This is a genomic window from Porphyromonas endodontalis ATCC 35406 (assembly GCF_000174815.1).
GTDB lineage: Bacteria > Bacteroidota > Bacteroidia > Bacteroidales > Porphyromonadaceae > Porphyromonas > Porphyromonas endodontalis.
In genome coordinates, this window is the sequence record NZ_ACNN01000014.1 from 101,825 (window position 1) to 120,776 (window position 18,952).

Sequence of the window (18,952 nt, forward strand, 5' to 3'; positions counted from 1 at the left end):
TATGTCGCAGCAACAGAGACGTTGGTTTTTGGCTGTTCTAGCCCTAGCTTTTCTCGCTTTCTCTTCGTGGTGGGGAGGGGGAGCCTTGGTGCGTTCTCCTAGAGTGCCCTACCGCATTGCCTCTGTTGCAGACACTACCCATCGTCCCAAAGTACAGAAGACGCATCCCCAAACTGCCGAAGATATTGCTCGGAAGCATCCCATGGATTTGCGCAATCCATCCCAGCTAAAGAGCGAATTTATCTACGATGGAGCCACGGGCTGCTACCTATACGTGACCACCCTCAATGGAAAGCGCATCGGCACTCCCATTATTTACACCACAGAACAGTACCTCGCCTACCTCAAGCGACGCGACGCCACAAGTTACTTTGCACAGCGCGATCGTGAGGGTGCCAAGGAAGAGGGCAAGCAGCAGTTCAACCCCTTCGATTTCGGTTTTGAGCTAGGACCTGCCGAAAAAATATTTGGTCCCGGAGGGGTGAAATTGCGAACCCAAGGATCGGCAGAGCTACTATTTGGTGTAAAAACCAACGCAACGGACAATCCCTCCCTGCCTCAGAATGCTCGCAGTCATACCTTCTTCGACTTTGACGAGAAGATACAAGCCAATGTACAAGCCTCGGTAGGAACGAAGCTCAATTTTGGTTTGAATTACAACACAGAAACGACCTTCGATACCGATGCTCGTAAGCTCAAACTTGCTTACGAGGGAGAAGAAGACGATATTATTAAGCTTGTGGAGGCCGGGAGCGTTTCGCTACAACCCAAAAACTCGCTCATCCAAGGCGGAGCCTCTCTCTTCGGGATTCACACCAAAATGCAGTTTGGCAAGCTCCAACTTAGCATGGTGGTGAGCCAGCAAGAGGCAGAGACCAAGCGGGTGAGTTCGGAGCGTGGAGCACAAACCACACCATTTGAGTTTTCTGCAAACAATTACGACGAAAACCGCCACTTCTTCCTCGGGCATTACTTCCGCGATGGCTATGATCACGCCCTCTCCGCCCTTCCGTTTGTTTCGTCGGGGGTGGTGATCAATCGTGTAGAAGTGTGGATTACCAACAAACGCGCACGCTTTGAGGAGGCGCGCAATATTGTTGCCTTTACGGATTTAGGGGAGCCTGAGAAGCTCACGGCGCCCGGGGTAATTGCCACGCATAAGACGGGAGGTGCGCCCGACAATAGTGCCAATTCGCTCTACGAGGAGTTGCTCTCTAAGCCGGATCTCCGCCGCATCGATCGCGTGGGGCAGCTATTGCAGGGGCATTTTGTGGGAGGAACCGATTACGAGAAGCTCGAGAGTGCTCGCCGTTTGACGCCCAATGAGTATTCTCTCAATGCTTCGCTCGGTTACATCTCACTCAATACGCGCTTGAATGCAGACGAAGTGCTCGGTATCGCTTACGAGTATACCTATAAAGGGAAGGTCTACCAAGTGGGCGAGTTCAGTACAGACCGAAGTGAAAACAGCAGCGACAATCTTTATGTAAAGCTTATCAAAGGATCGGCCATGACCCCATCGGCTCCCTATTGGTACTTTATGATGCGCAACGTCTACACCCTAGGTTCCAATGTAAGTGACCTACAACAAGATCGCTTCAAACTCGATATATACTATCGTAACGACGAGGCTGGGACGGCTCTTCCCTATCTTGATGAAGGGAATGCAAAGGGCAAACTCCTCCTACAATACCTCGGTATGGATCGCCTCGATAGCCGAGGAGAAGCCTATCCCGATGGGGTTTTCGACTTTGTGGAGGGCTACACCGTGCAGGCACGCCGCGGATTGATTTTCTTTACCACGGTAGAGCCTTTTGGTAAGGCACTGCGGAAGCGACTCGGGGATGACGCCATTGCCGATAAGTATGTATACCAAGAGATCTACGACAATACCTCTGTGGTGGCGCGGCAGGCTGCCGAGCGCGATAAGTTTATCCTGCGAGGGGAGTACAAGGCGGCATCTTCGGGGCAGATTAGTCTTGGTGCCGGTATTGCCAACGTAACGCCCGGTTCGGTGCGAGTTACAGCTGGGGGGGCACTCCTTACGGAGAATGTAGATTACACCGTCAACTACGCCATGGGTACCGTGACTATCATCAACGAATCGATCTTGAATAGTGGTACACGCATTGATGTTTCCCTCGAAAATAAGGGACTCATGAACATGCAACGCAAAACAGTGGTGGGCTTCGATGCCAATTATAGCTTCAGCAAAGACCTCACCATTGGAGCCTCTTTTATGCACCTCTCGGAGCTGCCTCTTACCACCAAGAGCGCAATAGGGGCGGAATCGATGAGCAACACCCTCTGGGGGGCCAACCTGAGCTATCGCACCGAGTGGCAGGGCCTTACCAATTTGATAGACAAATTACCCTTCCTCGATCTCACAAAACCGAGTGAATTGAAGCTAAATGCCGAGTTCGCCCACCTCATCCCGGGGCATTACGAAGGGCGATACGCCAAGGGCTACAGCTATATTGATGACTTCGAATCCTCCCAAGGGTATATAGATTTGATGAATCCCTATGCTTGGATGCTGGCCTCTACTCCGTATCAGGACGGAGCTTCGGCTTTGTTCCCCGAGGCGGCTCTTAGCAACGACCTTCGCTACGGCAATAGGCGCGCTAGGTTGTCGTGGTTTTATATCGACCCCATGTTCAATCGGGCCAATTCGTCTTTAACCCCCAGCTACATCCGCAATAATCCGGAGTTCCTCAGCAATCACTATGTGCGAGAGGTAAGTATGCAAGAGCTCTTCCCCTACCGCGATTACGGCCAGAGTTATTTGAGTTATTTGCAGACTTTTAGCCTATCGTACTATCCCCAAGAGCGTGGCCCCTACAACCTAAACGCCAATGCCCTATTGCCCGATGGCACACTCTCTAACCCGCAAGACAACTGGGGTGGAATTATGCGTAAGGTAGACCAGAGCGACTTTGAGGCTGCAAACATAGAGTATGTAGAGTTTTGGTTGCTCGATCCCTTTATCTACAATCGTGATGGGCAAGGGGGAGATTTGTACATCAACCTAGGAGAAGTGAGCGAAGAGGTACTCAAGGACGAAAAGAAATTCTTTGAGAATGGGATGCCCATCAACGACGATCCGCAAGCGACGGAGAGTACCATCTGGGGTAAAGTACCCCTAAGGCAGGGAGCTGGTTATGCCTTCGACAATTCGCCCGGAGCGCGTACAAAGCAGGATGTCGGCTTCAACGGACTTAACGACGATGAGGAGAAGACCTGGCCGGCTTACGTAGATTACCTCAATGCAATCCGCAGCAAGGTAGGAGGAGCCGTGCTGTCTCAGTGGGAGAGAGACCCCATGAGCCCCCTATCCGACCCCGCAGGGGATAACTTTATGCACTTCCGCAATACGGCCTTTGATGCGGCTCAAGCTCCTATCCTCGACCGCTACAAGTACTACAATGGCGTGCAGGGCAATAGTGCCGAGGCAACCGACAACAACGACCCCTACAGCACAGCCAGCCGCTCCGTACCCGATGCCGAAGATATAAATCAAGACAATACTCTCAACGAAAATGAGAAGTATTTTGAGTATAAAATCTCGCTCAAACCTGCCGATATGGTGGTGGGCAAAAATCATATCGTAGACGTGCGTCCGGCCACGGTCTCCTTAGCGAATGGCACGAGAGAGACGGTCAATTGGTATCAGTTTAAGGTGCCGGTGCGAGGGTTTGATCGCAAGATTGGGGGTATTGCAGACTTCAAGACGGTTCGCTTTATGCGTATGTACCTAACGGGTTTCCGCGAAGCTACGTTCCTTCGCTTCGGTACACTCAAATTGGTACGCGGGGATTGGCGGCAATACGATAGGGAGTTGCACGACCCCTCGCTACTGCCTGCCACCAAAGCGACAATGGAAGTCAGCGCTGTTAATATCGAAGAAAATGGAGACCGTCAGCCCATTAACTACGTGCTCCCCCCCGGTGTGCTGCGCAGTATCGACCCCTCACAGTCGCAGGCTACGCAGCAGAATGAGCAATCGCTAAGCATGAAAATCCGAGATCTAGCCCCCGGAGATGCGCGCGCTGTGTACCGCAATACAGGGCTGGATCTGCGTCGATATAAAAAGCTAGAGCTCTTTACGCATGCCGAGCGCATACAGGATGCCGCTGACGCTGTTGGGGATGGAGACCTCTCCGTTTTCATTCGTTTGGGAAGCGATTATCGCAATAATTACTACGAGTATTCCGTACCTCTCAAGCTCTCTCCCTATGGGCTTTATAGTTCCGATGTAGCCGCAGACAGGCGTACCGTGTGGCCGGACGAAAATAAAATGACCATCCTCTTTTCGCACCTTACCGACCTTAAGGGCGAGCGAAATATGGAGAAAAGCAAGGGTAATCCCAAGGCAGACTTCTCTCTGCGCTATGCAGCTCCCGACCCCGAGAACCCCCGTAATACCATCACCGTAGTGGGTAATCCCTCGCTCTCCAACGTGAAAACCATCATGATAGGGGTGCGCAACGGAGGGCAAGGTAGCAAGAGTGCGGAGGTATGGGTCAACGAATTGCGTTTGAGCGACTACCTCGAACAGGGCGGTTGGGCAGCCAATGCCGATATGCAGTTGCAGGTAAGTGACTGGGGGAGTGTGACGGCAAGAGGGATGATACAAACCGCCGGATTTGGCGCATTAGACCAGTCTCTCTCTCAGCGTCGGCTCGAAGATTTACAGCAAATCAACGTCTCCTCTAATTTCGAAATGGGGCGTTTCTTCCCCGAGAAGGCACACGTATCGATCCCCCTCTACTATGCATACAGCAATGAGGTGATAACTCCGCGCTATAATCCTCTCGACCAAGACGTCTTACTCTCGGAGGCTCTCAAAGCCACCACAAACAAGTCGCAGAGAGACTCAATACGGCGCATGGCGATAACAGAGACACGTACGCACTCTCTTTCTCTGAACAACATACGGGTGGATGTAAAGAGCAAAACTCCGATGCCCTACGACCCTGCCAACTTCTCCTTTAGCTATAGTTACAATCAACGCAATCACCAGACGCCCGACCTCGTCTACGACTCAAGGCGCGATTGGCAAGCGGGGCTTACCTATGACTATTCGCCCATAGTCCCCCCTCTCAAACCCTTTGGTTGGATCAAATCGGGGAGCAATCTCGTCTCCTCGCTCAAGAGCTATCAGATCAATTGGTTGCCTTCGAAGATTGCTTTGTCTTCTCAGATGGTGCGCAACTACAGCGAGCAACAAGTGCGCAATTATATCCCGGGGGTAGCCAATGCACCCTCTTTGCCGGCTACATTTGTGCAAAACTTCCTGTGGAACCGAGCTCTCACACTCAATTGGGCACTGACTTCGGACCTTCAGTTTTCTTTCCGCTCAGGTACCAATGCACGCATCGAAGAGCCCCATGTACAGGTCAATCGTCAGTTGGAGCCCGACCTCTACAAGATTTGGCGCGACTCGGTTAGTCGCAGTATTGCCGAGCTGGGGCGTCCTCTAAAGTACGATCAAACGGCAACCCTTACCTGGAAGCTCCCCTTTGCTCTCATCCCATACATGAGTTGGATTAACGGCTCTTTAAGTTATACCGGTACTTACAATTGGGATTTGGGAGCGAAGCGAGCCGATGGCGTTTCTTTTGGTAATATTATCCGCAATGAGGCACGTATCGACGGATCTTTGGCTCTCGGCTTTATGCAACTCTACAGACAAATTCCCTTCTTAGCCCAAGCCGAGAAGGCTTTGAACGCTACCCCGTCCAATACAACAATCCGTAGACGGCAGCTCGAAGCTCAAAAACCCGAAAAAGCCTCGGCTCCTCTCCGATATACTCAGGACATTACGCTCCGTGCCGATAGCGCCATTGTGGTACGTCACAACCTGGGGAGCCGTAACCTAAAGGTCTCTGCTCGCACCGCTTCCGGAAAAATGTACAAACTCAAGACGCGCACGATAGACAACAATTCGCTGGAAATCCAAAACCTCGATACGGTACAGATTGCCCTCTCAATAGAGAACGAAAAGGCGCGCAAGAAGGCAACCCAACCGGACGAACCCTCTCGCTTTGTGCAGCATCTTGCCTACATTCTTATGATGGTGCGCGACATAAACATTACCTACAACCACACCAATAATCTCAACCTACCGGGCTTCATGCCACAGATAGGCAGCGTAGGAGGGCAATCGCGGCAGGGTGATCTCCTTGCTCCGGGGCTTGCTTTTGCCTTTGGGCTCACGGACAATAGTTTTGTAGAGGAGGCGGCTCGTCGTGGATGGCTTACGCAGTTGCAGGAGAATGTAAGGCCCTCCGCCTATTCGCAGACCGACAACCTTGGGATACGTGTTACGCTGGAACCGATCAAAGATCTCCGTATTACCCTCAATGCCAACCGCAACAGTACGCAACGCGAGGAGACTCAATTTGTTTTTGAAGGCATGCCACGCACTTGGGGCGGCTCCTTTATGATGACCACCATCGGGCTCGGAGACTTTTTTGCTACAGCTCAGGCGAGTGACGGATACGCCTCTGCAGCCTTTAGCCAATTCCTCGCGTTCCGCTCCATTATTGCGGAGCGACTGCGAGAGCGTTACGAGGCTCATGCTCCTTCTTCCTCCTTTACGGTACGAGAGAATAGTGCAGATGTACTGATACCGGCCTTCCTTGCCGCCTATACGGCGAGCGCACCGGGCTCTGTCTCTCTCTCTCCCTTCCCCTCCCTCAAGAGTCTGCTCCCTAACTGGAGTATCACCTATACAGGATTGAATAAATCCCCTCTCTTCTCGGAGCTCTTCCGCAACTTCTCCCTCTCGCATACCTATACTTCTACCTACACCGTGGGTAACTATGCTTCCCTCCTAGGTTGGAATGCGATTGGTGAGGACGAAACTCCTCTCGGCTTTTTGAGGAAAACTGCAGCCGATGACCTCTCTTCTGGCTCCTCAACTGCGGGACAACGTATTGCAGCTATGCCCTACGATATTCCCTCGGTGGCCCTACAAGAGGGTTTTAATCCTCTCATCGGGTTGGAGATTACTTTCAAGAGTGGGATGACGCTCTCCTCTCGATGGAATAAACGTCGCGCCCTTAACCTCAATATCACAGCATCCCAGTTGATTGAGTCGTCGTCTAACGAGATTTCTGCCGGGATTGGTTACAAGGTCGATGACTTCTTTAAGTGGCTAGGGATTAAGCGCAAGAGGCCCTCTGGTCGCAAAGCTAAAGATGCCCTCTTGACTTCGGGCGGCTCCATGACGTTGCGTCTGGACTACAGTTACAGCCGCACCTCTATGCTGATTCGTAAGATACAAGAGAACTTCTCGCAAGCTACCAATGGCAATATCGCTCACACCCTAAAGTTTAGTGCGGACTATGCCCTCAGCCGTATGCTTACCCTGCGCGCCTTCTATGATTGGAACATGAATTATCCGCTCGTAAGTACAGCCTCGTTCCCCACACGTAACAGGAACTTTGGTGTCTCCCTCCGCATCAATCTAACGCAATAGCTTGGTTATAACCTCCTCTTCTCCTCGGAGAAGTCCTAAAAGAAAGATCGCCAATGAACCCTACCTTTACCGGCAAAAGACTTTTTCTTCTTGATGCTAGTATGCTCATTTATCGAGCTTACTTTGCCTTTATTCATACCCCCCGATTCGATAGCAAGGGAAACAATACAAGTGCCCTTTTGGGCTTTGCCAATAGCCTCATAGAGATTATTAAAAAGGAGAAGCCCGATTATTTGGCAGTGATCTTCGACCCCGAGGGAGGCTCTTTTCGCCACCGAGAGTATACCGCTTATAAGGCGCAACGCGATGCCACACCGGAGGGAATCCTCTGGGCATTCCCCCAAGTGAAACGTTTGCTCGAAGCCCTACGAATCCCTGCTATAGAGGTGCCGGACTACGAGGCAGACGACGTGGTAGGTACCCTCTCTCAGCGTGCCGAGAAAGAGGGCTTTGAGGTCTACATGGTTACTGCGGACAAGGATTACGGCCAACTCGTTACCGAGCATGCTCTCATGTATCGCCCGGGGACTAAAGGGGCTGAGGTATGGGGCGAGGCCGAAGTTTGTGAGAAGTTTGGCCTTGTGCACTGCTCGCAAATGGTCGATTACCTTGCCTTGGTGGGGGATGCTAGCGACAATATCCCCGGATGTAAGGGTATCGGTCCGAAAAAAGCTTCGGAGCTACTCACCCAGTTTGGAAGTATTGATGCCATTTACGAGCACCTAGACGAACTATCCCCTTCCCTCAAAAAGAAACTCGAGGAGGGGCGGGAGAATACGCTTTTATCACGCTATTTGGCCAAGATTTGTACCGAGGTACCCATGGAGGTGGAGTGGGAGACCTTCCGCCATTTAGAGCCGAATGTGCCCCAGCTCCGGGCTCTGCTCGCAGAGTTTGAGATGCACACGCTAGCCAAGCGTTTGCTCCCAAACGAGGGTGAGGCAGCCGATTGGGGAGGGGGGCTCTTCTCCTCTAGCTCTACCAGTCAAGACGAGGGGAAGGAGCCATCAGAGGCTAATTCTCTTTTCTCTCCTGAGCGAACAGCCTCTCTACAAGGGCTTACGACATTGAAAGATACAGCGCACACCTACCACGTGGTACGCACAAAGGAGGAGCAGAAGCAGCTTTGGGCGCGCCTTGCCGAGAGCAAACAATTTGCCTTCGATACCGAGACGGATGGGCTCAATCCGCTCACTGCCTCTATTGTGGTAGCCTCATTTGCTCCCGAAGAGGGCGAAGCCTACTATCTTCCCCTTCCCCAAGACTTTGATGAGGCTTGCGCCATCCTCCAGCCGCTTGATGCCCTCATGCGTAACTCTGAGATACTCAAGATGGCTCAGAATGCGAAGTTCGACCAAAAACTTTTGGCTCGCTATGGAGTTTCGTCCGCCACTCCGCTCTTCGATACGCTTGTGGCGCATTATCTCATCGCTCCCGACCAGAGGCATAATCTAGATACCCTAGCGGAGCAATACCTAGGTTATCGTACTATTGCTTATAGTGACCTATCGGAGAAAAAGAACTTCGACTTGCGCCGAGATGTTGCAGAAGAGCTTTTGGTGGATTATGCCGCCGAAGATGCCGATGTGGTACGCAGGCTCTACCCCCTTCTTCGGGAGAAGCTAGAGCAAGAGCAGCAAGAAAAACTCTTTTGGGAGGTAGAGATGCCCCTCGTCGGAGTGCTGGAGCGCATGGAGCGTGAGGGCGTACAATTGGATGTACAGCGATTGCATGAGGTCTCCGAGAAGCTCACGAATGACCTCCGCGAGACGGAAGACGCGATATTCCACTGGGCTGGTCACTCTTTCAATGTTAGTAGCCCTAAGCAGGTGGGAGTAGTCTTATTTGAGGAGCTTGGCTTGCATGCCAAGGGTAAGAAAACAAAGACAAACACCTACTCTACAAGCGAAGAAGTGCTCTCCAAATGTGTAGATCAGCACCCTATTGTGCAGAAAATCTTGGATTACAGAGGGCTGAAAAAGCTTATCGGCACCTATACGGAGGCTCTTCCCGAATTGGTCTATCCTGATGGCCGCTTGCGTACATCGTACAACCAAGCCGTGACCGTAACGGGGCGCCTCTCCTCGAGTGATCCTAATCTCCAAAACATCCCCATTCGCTCCGCTATGGGGCAAGAAATTCGCTCTGCTTTCGTGCCTCGCAGCTCGGAGTTTACTTTTTTGAGTGCCGATTATTCGCAAATAGAACTTCGCCTCATGGCTCACTTTAGTCAAGACGAGCATTTGATAAAGGCTTTTGTGGAGGGGGAAGATGTACACCGCTCTACCGCCGCACGGATCTACAACGTGGCTCCCGAGGAGGTTACGCCCCTGCAGCGATCCCATGCCAAGACCGCCAATTTTGGTATTATCTACGGCATATCTGCCTATGGATTGAGTCAGCGTCTCAATATCGATCCTTCCGAGGCTTCTTCCCTTATCTCCAGCTACTTCGAGAACTATCCCGCTGTGCGTGCCTATATGGATGAGTGCGTGCAGAAGGCGAGGAAGCTGGGTTATACCGAAACACTTTTGGGGCGCAGACGTTACCTGCCCGACATCAATAGTCGCTCGGCCACTGTGCGTCAATTTGCTGAGCGCAACGCTGTAAACGCACCTATTCAAGGGACGGCTGCCGATCTTATCAAGGTGGCTATGATACGTATAGACGCTAAAATGCGTGAGCGAAACATGAAGAGTAGAATGATAATGCAGGTACACGACGAACTCAACTTCGATGCCTATTTGCCCGAAGTAGACGAGTTGCGAGCCTTAGTGCACCAAGAGATGTGCCAAGCCATCCCCAATCTTAGAGTGCCCCTTGAGGTGGAAATCGGGGTAGGAAGTAGTTGGCTCGAAGCTCATTAAAGACTTGTTTTTATATCAGAAAATAGGGAGGGGAGTACCGAAAGAGTGCTCTCCTCTTTTTCTTTTTGTGCCTATCAGATTACAGAGAAGCAGGTGGAATAGAGAAAATGCTTAGGGTGAAAATCCGGTCGCTCTAGGGCAAGAAACTTTCTTCCGCTGCCTGAAAAATGAAAAAAATTAGGCTGCCATTCTTTTTATTTCTAGGCAGCCTTTTTACGAGGGTTTCACAGAAAAAAAGACCCTTCTGCTCTGGGTAGAAAGGAATCTATGGTGTGTAAGGAAAGAAATTTTTTAGCGGTCGAAGATGGTGAGGTAGGCAGTACGCAAAAGAATCTTGACGTCGCCTATAAAAGAATGGTGCTTGACGTACTCGAGGTTGAGCTCAATTTTCTTGGGCATAATCACCTCCTTAAAATAGACTTCCGGGCACTCTTGCTCTCCGAGGAGCGCGTTTTCGTGGCGGAAGTAAATGGAGGCCGGGCTTGTGATGCCGGGGCGTACGGCTAGGATGGGGAGGTATAGATCGGGGTACAACTCCACCTGCTGGCGAACGAGAGGCCGAGGACCCACAAGGCTCATATCTCCCTTTAGTACATTGATTAACTGGGGTATCTCGTCTATCTTTAGCTGACGAAGCCACCGCCCCAACCGCGTGATGCGAGGGTCGTTGTCTCCCACGGTAAGAAGCTGGTCTTTGCCCCAGTCTTGGTGGTGCATGGAGCGGAATTTATAGAGAACGAAGTCTTTGTTGTTGCGTCCTACACGCGCTTGGCGAAAAAATACTGACCCTCGAGAGTCGCATTTAATGAGGATGGCTACAACGATAAAAAGGGGAGATAAAAGAATTATCCCAATCAAACTTACTAATACATCGAGTAGCCTCTTTATCATGCGTGTGGTGTGTGTATTACTGCATGTTGCCTATTTATGTCTTTGCAAAGGTAATAAACCCGTGTGATATTTTGCCTTAAATGGTAATCTCTTATACCATTTGGGCTAGAGAATCCTATCCAACGAAGGGATGGAGTGGCGGAGAGGGCATTTTAGTACCTCAGTAAAGAACATCTTAATGCATGGCTTTGTATGTATTTTTGTTGAGTATCAGATAATAATCAAAACAAATTGTTATATTTGCAGAGTACATAGAAACAAATGACCGGATCCCTCTCCCCTGTGTAGTCATGTAGGCACAGGTTAGATGATGTTACCAAGGAAAGAAAAGAGGAAAAGGAGGGAGGAAACATGAAGAAGAGTTCTTATAAATTCATAACAAAATACGTATTGAGATGAAAAAACAAACTGTATTATGGATGGCTGTGCTCCTCCTCGCGACATGGGTAGCCCACGGGCAAACTACCTACCCAATGTCTTTGGTGGTAGAGGGGCAGGCTCCGGCAGAGCGTGAAGTAGTTGAGCTATCTAAAATCTCCAAGGTCACCTTTTCCGAAGGTAAGATGCTGCTCCTCGCAAAAGACAATGCGGAACTCCCCAAGGGAGGCGTGTTCCCCCTTAAAGAGATCACCAAGTGCCTATTCTCCACGCAGTATGCTCCTACGGGCATTCTCTCTCCTTTAGTAGCGCCCGGGCTTATTACATGGCGTGATACTGAGGAGGCTCTCTACCTCGAAGGGCTTGACGCAGACCTTCTCCATAGTGTAGCCGTTTACGCTGCCAATGGAGCTACTATTGCTTCTTACCCCAGATTTAAGGCCGGCTCCCCCATCTCTACAGTACAGTGGGCGCCCGGTGTTTACCTTATTCTTATCAACAATCAAACCATTAAATACATAAAGAAATGAATAGACTCTATACTTTTTTTGTAGGTGCATGTGTTGCTGCCGCTTCTTGCTTTAGCTCTCATGCCCAAGTGCGTGAGCGCATGGTGGTTTACCCCAAGGGAGGATCTCCTGTTGGTTACTGGGTAGATCATACAGATAGTGTTATGTTCCTGACTGATATGCCCGACCTTAATGCAACCCTTAAAGTAACGGAGCCTGCTACCCCTACGGTGGGTGGGATGCACCTTGAGTTTGACTTCGGGCTTGATGTTAAGAAGGCAAGAGTGGCATTCCCCGAGCAGTTTCAGTTCCGTGGAGGTATTGATGGAATGACACAGGATCAGCTTATGGATGCCTTCTCAAGGATGGAGTCGCACTGGGTTACTCCCAATGGCCCTAAGATGAAATTTGACCTCACGGGTCTACAGCAAGGTTACTCTTACTACGCCATCTTCTATGGTCAAGATGAGTATGGTTGCCCGGGAGAAGTGAAGTATGTTCCTTTCGAAGTCCCTAAAGCGGCTCTTGTAGGAAATCCTAAGGTAAAGGTTGAGTTTACCCATATCGGTAGTACGAGTTTGAAGATTAAGTTTACCCCTAATGACGATGTCTTAGGCTACTTTTACCTCGTAATGCCCGTGGATGATCCCAATCGAGAAATGCTGATGCAGATGATGGGTATCCCTGATCTAAAACATTATGTGACTATATTTGGTGTTGATTTTGATACTAAAAAGCAACATGTTGGCGAGGAAGAAAAAGAGATAAAGGACCTTGCTAGTGGTACAGAACATGGTGTGTACCTTGTAGTTGTGGACAAAAATGGTCAGTATAGTGAGGTCTCTGACAGCGACAGAGCTACGACCAAAGTGTTAGGTACAGACAAAAAAGCGCACATTACACTCACCCTCAAAGAAAAGACGGCTAACTCGGCTAAGTTTGTCTGCAAGCCCGATGAAAACACAACTGTGTATCGTGTAGCTGTGCTAGAGAAGGCTAAGTATAATCGAGAAGTGATTGAAAATGCATTCAAAGAAACTCCGGATGAAGACATGAACTTGCCGCTCTTTGCTGAGGAAAAGACTTTGAACGCTAATGGGCTCACCCCTAATACAGACCATATAGTGGTAGCTATGCCCCGTAACCTCAAGAAGGAATGGGGAGATCTTGTTACTCTTGAGTTTAAGACGGACGAAGGTGCTGCACCGGGATCTGCCCTCAAACTTGAGGTCGTAGGTGGAGGTAAAACCTTTGTTGCTCCTACGGCAACTCCTCTTGAGATGACCTCTGCTAAAGTTTCTCTAGAGCTTACAAAGTAATCTTCCGTTTTTAGAATTTATCGACGATGCTCCCGGGGCTACGGCTCTTGGGAGCATCTTTTTTATAGGGTTATTCGTACCTTTGCACCGTATTATTTTTTGTATCTCTAGAGAAGGATTCGCTCCATGCAAGAAGCTCCTACCCCTATATCTGCCACCCAAAAGCGTGGTGCAATAGTCTACTATTTTGTGCTTTTGCTCCTCTTTGTCGGGGCTATTTGGGCTACGGCAGCTGTGGCTACGCCTATCCTATCTTCGGGAGAGTTGACAGGCTCTACTTCAGGTGGATTGCGAGGGGCTTTCACGGCCTTTGGCGAAGGGGTCCAGCACCATGTGGCTACCACTATTGGGCGCTTGTTGCTCCAAATCGTGGTTATCCTGTCGGTAGCTCGTGGGGTCGGGTGGCTTTTTGCTCGGCTTGGGCAGCCTACGGTTATTGGGGAGATTATTGCGGGTATCCTATTGGGGCCGAGTCTTTTGGGGATGGTGGCTCCGGATGTTTCGGCGTGGCTTTTCCCTGAGGAGAGCATTGTCAATATTGAGCTTCTGAGCCAATTCGGGCTTATCCTCTTTATGTTTACCATTGGGATGGAGCTGCGTATTGCCGATATTAAAGCCCAAGCACGCAACTCGATCATAATCAGTCAGTCGGGTATTTTTATCCCATTTATTCTGGGATTGCTACTGAGCATCGTGACTTATGAGCGCTATGCTGCCGAAGTTGCCTTCTTCCCCTTGGCTCTTTTTATCGGTATCTCGATGAGTATTACAGCCTTCCCCGTGTTGGCGCGCATCGTGCAAGAGCGCAATATGAGCCGTACCTATCTTGGGAAGCTGACTCTTAATACCGCCGCTGCCGGGGATATTATGGCATGGCTCATGCTGGCCGCCATTATGGCAATAACCCAAAGTGGAAGCGTTGCCAGTGCGTTCTTCAATTTCCTTTTCCTGCTTCTCTATATGGGATTGGCCTTTGGTGTCTTGCGTCCTCTCTTCTCTCTCATTGGGCGTATGTACAACAAAGAAGAGCTGCTGGGCAAGGGGCTGGTCGGTATTATCTTCATCTTATTACTTTTGAGTGCTTATCTCACGGAAATCCTGAGTATGCACGCTCTTTTCGGAGCCTTTATCTTTGGGTTGATTATGCCGGAGGACGTGAAGTTCCGGCACGTGATGACCGAGAAGGTGGAGGATGTGTCACTCAATATTTTCTTGCCGTTGTTTTTTGTTTCCTCAGGGCTTCGTACCGAACTTGGGCTTATCAATTCGGGCGAACTCTGGTTGCTTTTGCTCCTCTTTGTGCTCGTGGCTGTTGTGGGGAAAGCAGGGGGAACCTACGTTGCGGCACGCGTGTGTGGTATCGATCAGAAGGATAGCCTTTACCTTGGGGCTTACATGAATACCCGAGGGCTCATGGAGCTTGTGGTGCTCAAGATAGGACTGGATATGGGGGTATTACCTCCCGTCTTCTTCGCGATTTTGGTATTGATGACGCTCGTCACAACGGTGATGACCACCCCTATAATTCATCTTATAGATTACCTCTTTTTACACTTCCATCGCCCGACCAAGGAGGCTGTGGCTCGCCTTTCGCACCGCATCCTTATCGCTTTTGGTCGCCCCGAAACGGGGGCACTTCTCCTGCGTTTGGCTCGGCAGTTGTTCCCCGACGAAAAACTCTCATCCGGGGTTTCGTTATTGCATGTTACCATGAGCAACAATGTGAATGTAATCAACGAAGAGACTTTTTTTGCCGATAACTTCCATCCCGCCTTGCGCGAAGCTCGCCACCTTGGTTTCTCTGTAGAGCCTATCTACAGGGTAAGCGACCAAGTGACAAGTGAGATCATTGATCAAGCGAATCTGCCCCATCATAGTTTCTTGCTCGTTGGGGCTGGGTTAAGTCTTTCCAGCGAAGAGCGGGACCGCAATGTGGTCTCTTACCGAATGCTTTTGCAGAAGCGTTGGCGTAAATTTTCGATAACTTCTCCCGAGGTACTCCTCAATGCTCGTACCCTCTTCAATGATAAAATGACTCGATTTGCAGAGGAAACGAATTGCTCGTTGGGCGTTTTTGTCGATAGACACTTCGGTTCTCTCAAACGGGTTTTGCTTCTCGCAAAAGACGCGACCGACAGGGAGGTGCTTCTCCCCCTTGCTCGCCATCTCTCCAAAGCGCACAACGCTTCTATTGCCATCTTGCCTTTGTCGCTCGGAGAAAATGCCCCTGCCCTCGATTTGGGTCCCGTACCGGAGGAGGCGAATCTGCTCACTTCCGGAGATGGAGTAGGGGTGCTGCGTGGTTATGACTTCCTCTTCATTTCTTACGATACGTGGGGGCTTCTCACGGAGGTGCGCCCCGAGATCCTGCAGGAGCTGCCTAGTACCCTCATCGTTCGCTCCCTCGAGAGGAGTGCCGATCCGCTGGCCATCCCTGCAACAAAGAATATGTTTGAATGACTCTTCTCACAAGTAAATAAAATGTTATTTATGTCCTTTTTATCTCGTCTTGCTACACGCTTTTATCGGAATTCTTGGGTTGGAGTTTTCATCATTCTCCTTGTTCTCTGCTCCAATTTCCGCTACTCTTTTATCAATACAGACCCGGGGGGCGACTCGACACTCCTCTCCCTCCCCGAAACTTTTGGGTGGGGATTTTTCATCCCTCTCCTTATTGCCTTCGTGCCCGATAGGTACCGAGTGTTGCGCCGTTGCCTTATCGGCTTTTCCCTCTTCCTTGCCTCGCTACTTTTTTTCGGGGAGCAAATTCTTATCTCCGGCTATAAAACGATTTTTACGGACAGTATTGCACTTAATATCTTGGCGACGAATCCTCGTGAAGCCGCAGAGTTTATGGCGGGAGCCAGCCTCGTAAAATATCTCTTTTTACCGCTCCTGTTATTTATTGCCAGCCTTGTTATTGCCTATGTCGTTTACCGTCTTTCTCGTACGAAAAAGGGGGAGATAAGTGCCTATTGGTTGGCTGTCCCTCTCGTGGTTTTATTGGGAGGTGGTTTCTTTTCCTCCTATCTCATTATTACGAGTTACCGCAATAATTACCCCAACTATAAAGTGATGACTCCACTCTCTCGACTTATAACGGGGGTGATGAAGTGCGCCGAGGAAATGTCTTCTGTAGAGGAGACTCTGGAGGCTTTACGCCGAGTAGACTGTGGAGAGGTGCATCAAGACCCCTCTTTTTCGGCGCATTCGCTGGTGCTTGTTGTGGGGGAATCTGCTACGCGTGCCTACCATCATTGCTATGGCTTTCCCTTGGCAAATACTCCTTTTTTGGATAGTCTAATTGCAAGCAAAGAGGTGATTCTGTTCGATAATGCGGTGGCTCCGGCTCCCTATACGGCGGCTTCTTTGTCCCAAGTGCTCACCTTTTTCCAAAGAACGGATACGCTCTCTACGTGGGATGCTACGCCTACCCTGCCGCTCGTTTTGCAGAAAGCGGGCTACTATACCTACTGGTTGAGCAACCAAGAGAAGCAGGGTTTGTTTATCCAACCTGTGGCAGCAATTGCCTCCACTTCGGATAGTTTGTACTACGCCAATGTGCGTTCTTCTCGCGATTGGTGGGCTCAGGAGTTGAAGCTGGATGGGGATGTCCTGCCCCATTTGCTGACGAGTAAAACGCCCTCTCTTCCCAAGAACAAACTCTTTGAACTCGTGCATTTGATGGGTTCGCACCCCTGTTGCAAAGAGCGTTACCCGAGTAATTTTGCCCGATTTAAGCCAGAAGATCTCCCTTCTCCTCTCAAGGATCGGAGCCAAAACGAGGCAATTTGCGAGTATGCCAATAGTATCCTCTACACGGACTATATGCTCCATGAGATCATTCAACGCTATGCGCAAGAGCCCTCTGTGGTAGTCTATGTGGCAGATCATGGTATCCTTACGTACGACCCCGAAGCCGGCGAAATGAGCGATGTCTTTGGGCATGCTCCGCACTGGAAGTCAATCTCAGTGCCCTTTATGGTGTACGTAAGTCCCAAAATGCGTCAGCTCCATCCCGAACTGGTTTCGCGTCTGGAGGCGGTGAAGCATCAGCTCTTTACTACCGATGTATTGCCCTACTTCCTTTGCTCCCTTATGGGGATCCGTGTGGCGAAGTACCCCGCCTCTTCGCAAGATCCCCTCTCTTCTAAATATGTTGCGGCAGACTCCGTGGTTGTGACTTGGCAAGATGAGCCCATCGTTGTACGTGCAACGTAGTCTCCCTATTGTGCGTGGCAATCCGCTTTTTATATATCTTTGCTTAGGAGTTGGTAGCTTGGTTTCAGGCACTTCTCCGAGGGAGGCTGAGTGTGCACATCCCTGCCCAATGAAAGGGCCGGAGACGCTACTTCCCATGGTGTGACAATGATAATAAAAAGAATATCGCTATGAATTATCTAACAAACGATAAGTTAACGCTCATTGGAGCTGCCGGTATGATCGGCTCCAACATGGCACAAACGGCAGCCATGATGCGCCTTACTCCAAACATTTGTCTCTACGACCCATTCGCCCAAGGGCTGGAGGGCGTAGCAGAAGAGATGCGCCATTGTGCTTTTGAGGGGCTCAATCTTACATTTACTTCGAGTATAGAAGAGGCTCTCCGTGGTGCTAAATATATTATCTCTGCAGGGGGTGCTCCGCGCAAAGAGGGGATGACCCGTGAGGATCTTCTCCGTGGTAATAGCCAAATCGCGGCGGAATTGGGCGACAACATTAAGCGTTATTGTCCCGATGTACAGCACGTGGTGATCATATTCAACCCTGCTGATATTACAGGGTTGGTTACGCTCATCCATTCCGGTTTGAAGCCTTCTCAAGTAACCACGTTGGCGGCCCTCGACTCCAATCGTCTGCAAAGCGAGCTTGCAAAGCACTTCGGAGTACTCCAGAGCAAGGTGACTTGCTGCCGCACCTATGGCGGTCATGGTGAGTCTATGGCAGTCTTTGCCTCTACGGCTTCTGTGGAAGGAACTCCCCTGCTCTCGCTTATTGGTACAGAGAAGCTCTCGCACGAGGAGTGGGCGGCTCTCAAGGAGCGCGTTGTAAAAGGGGGGGCCAATATCATTAAGTTGCGGGGGCGTAGTAGCTTCCAAAGTCCCTCTTATGTAGCTGTGGAGATGATTGCCGCTGCCATGGGAGGCGAGCCTTTTACCCTACCCTCGGGGTGCTATGTGTCTCATGCTGATTACGGCAAGGTGATGATGGCGATGGAGACGCGCATCGACAAAGATGGGGTGCATTGCCTCGAAACGAAGGGGACCGACGAAGAAATGGCCGCCCTCAAACAGAGTGCAGAACACTTGGCCGCCATGATTGCTCAGGTGGCTGAGATGGGGATAATCCCCGCTGTTGCAGATTGGGCTACGCTCAATCCGAATCTCTAAACCTATTCCTTATCCCAATAAAAGAAGTCCCCTTGCTCAAGCTGTTTGGGCAAGGGGATTTTTTCGTTTAGTGGCAGTCGTGATGGAGGCAGGCCACACCCGAGTCGGATAA

At 50.4% G+C, this 18,952-nt stretch carries 8 protein-coding genes; 7 read left to right on the plus strand and 1 reads right to left on the minus strand.

Annotated features, from left to right (window positions below; translation table 11 throughout):
- Nucleotide 1 precedes the first annotated feature (1 nt).
- Together sov and polA are read left to right on the plus strand one after the other, a co-directional pair.
- Complete coding sequence (gene sov, locus POREN0001_RS03500; RefSeq protein WP_004333142.1) at nucleotides 2-7,486, plus strand: T9SS outer membrane translocon Sov/SprA; 7,485 nt, start codon at nucleotides 2-4, stop codon at nucleotides 7,484-7,486.
- A gap of 53 nt (nucleotides 7,487-7,539) precedes the next feature.
- A complete protein-coding gene (gene polA, locus POREN0001_RS03505; protein WP_004333102.1) occupies nucleotides 7,540-10,353 on the plus strand; it encodes a DNA polymerase I in 2,814 nt (937 codons plus the stop codon).
- A gap of 291 nt (nucleotides 10,354-10,644) precedes the next feature.
- Here the strand turns inward: polA and POREN0001_RS03510 are convergent, their stop codons facing one another.
- Complete coding sequence (locus POREN0001_RS03510) at nucleotides 10,645-11,241, minus strand: sugar transferase (protein ID WP_040580485.1); 597 nt, start codon at nucleotides 11,239-11,241, stop codon at nucleotides 10,645-10,647.
- 398 nt (nucleotides 11,242-11,639) lie between these two features.
- On the opposite strand from POREN0001_RS03510, the gene POREN0001_RS03515 reads away from it, so the two are divergent.
- From POREN0001_RS03515 to POREN0001_RS03535, 5 genes are all read left to right on the plus strand, one after another.
- Entirely contained in the window at nucleotides 11,640-12,152 is a 513-nt protein-coding gene (locus tag POREN0001_RS03515; RefSeq protein ID WP_004333066.1) for a hypothetical protein, read from the plus strand.
- Nucleotides 12,149-13,450, plus strand: a complete 1,302-nt coding sequence (locus POREN0001_RS03520; RefSeq protein ID WP_004333073.1) for a hypothetical protein — start codon at nucleotides 12,149-12,151, stop codon at nucleotides 13,448-13,450. The genes POREN0001_RS03515 and POREN0001_RS03520 overlap by 4 nt, the downstream gene beginning before the upstream one ends.
- Before the next feature lie 126 nt (nucleotides 13,451-13,576).
- On the plus strand, nucleotides 13,577-15,910 hold the full coding sequence (locus POREN0001_RS03525) for a cation:proton antiporter (protein WP_004333058.1): 2,334 nt from the start codon (nucleotides 13,577-13,579) through the stop codon (nucleotides 15,908-15,910).
- A 30-nt stretch (nucleotides 15,911-15,940) separates the two neighbouring features.
- Complete coding sequence (locus POREN0001_RS09015) at nucleotides 15,941-17,671, plus strand: sulfatase-like hydrolase/transferase (protein ID WP_004333024.1); 1,731 nt, start codon at nucleotides 15,941-15,943, stop codon at nucleotides 17,669-17,671.
- Between the two features lie 170 nt (nucleotides 17,672-17,841).
- Entirely contained in the window at nucleotides 17,842-18,840 is a 999-nt protein-coding gene (locus tag POREN0001_RS03535) for a malate dehydrogenase (RefSeq protein WP_004333100.1), read from the plus strand.
- Nucleotides 18,841-18,952 lie beyond the last annotated feature (112 nt).

What these genes read in the sequence shown, in the direction of transcription:
- sov (WP_004333142.1), top strand. Translation starts at nt 2, where the DNA reads ATGTCGCAGCAACAGAGACGTTGGTTTTTGGCTGTTCTAGCCCTAGCT.
- polA (WP_004333102.1), top strand. Translation starts at nt 7,540, where the DNA reads ATGAACCCTACCTTTACCGGCAAAAGACTTTTTCTTCTTGATGCTAGT.
- POREN0001_RS03515 (WP_004333066.1), top strand. Translation starts at nt 11,640, where the DNA reads ATGAAAAAACAAACTGTATTATGGATGGCTGTGCTCCTCCTCGCGACA.
- POREN0001_RS03520 (WP_004333073.1), top strand. Translation starts at nt 12,149, where the DNA reads ATGAATAGACTCTATACTTTTTTTGTAGGTGCATGTGTTGCTGCCGCT.
- POREN0001_RS03525 (WP_004333058.1), top strand. Translation starts at nt 13,577, where the DNA reads ATGCAAGAAGCTCCTACCCCTATATCTGCCACCCAAAAGCGTGGTGCA.
- POREN0001_RS09015 (WP_004333024.1), top strand. Translation starts at nt 15,941, where the DNA reads ATGTCCTTTTTATCTCGTCTTGCTACACGCTTTTATCGGAATTCTTGG.
- POREN0001_RS03535 (WP_004333100.1), top strand. Translation starts at nt 17,842, where the DNA reads ATGAATTATCTAACAAACGATAAGTTAACGCTCATTGGAGCTGCCGGT.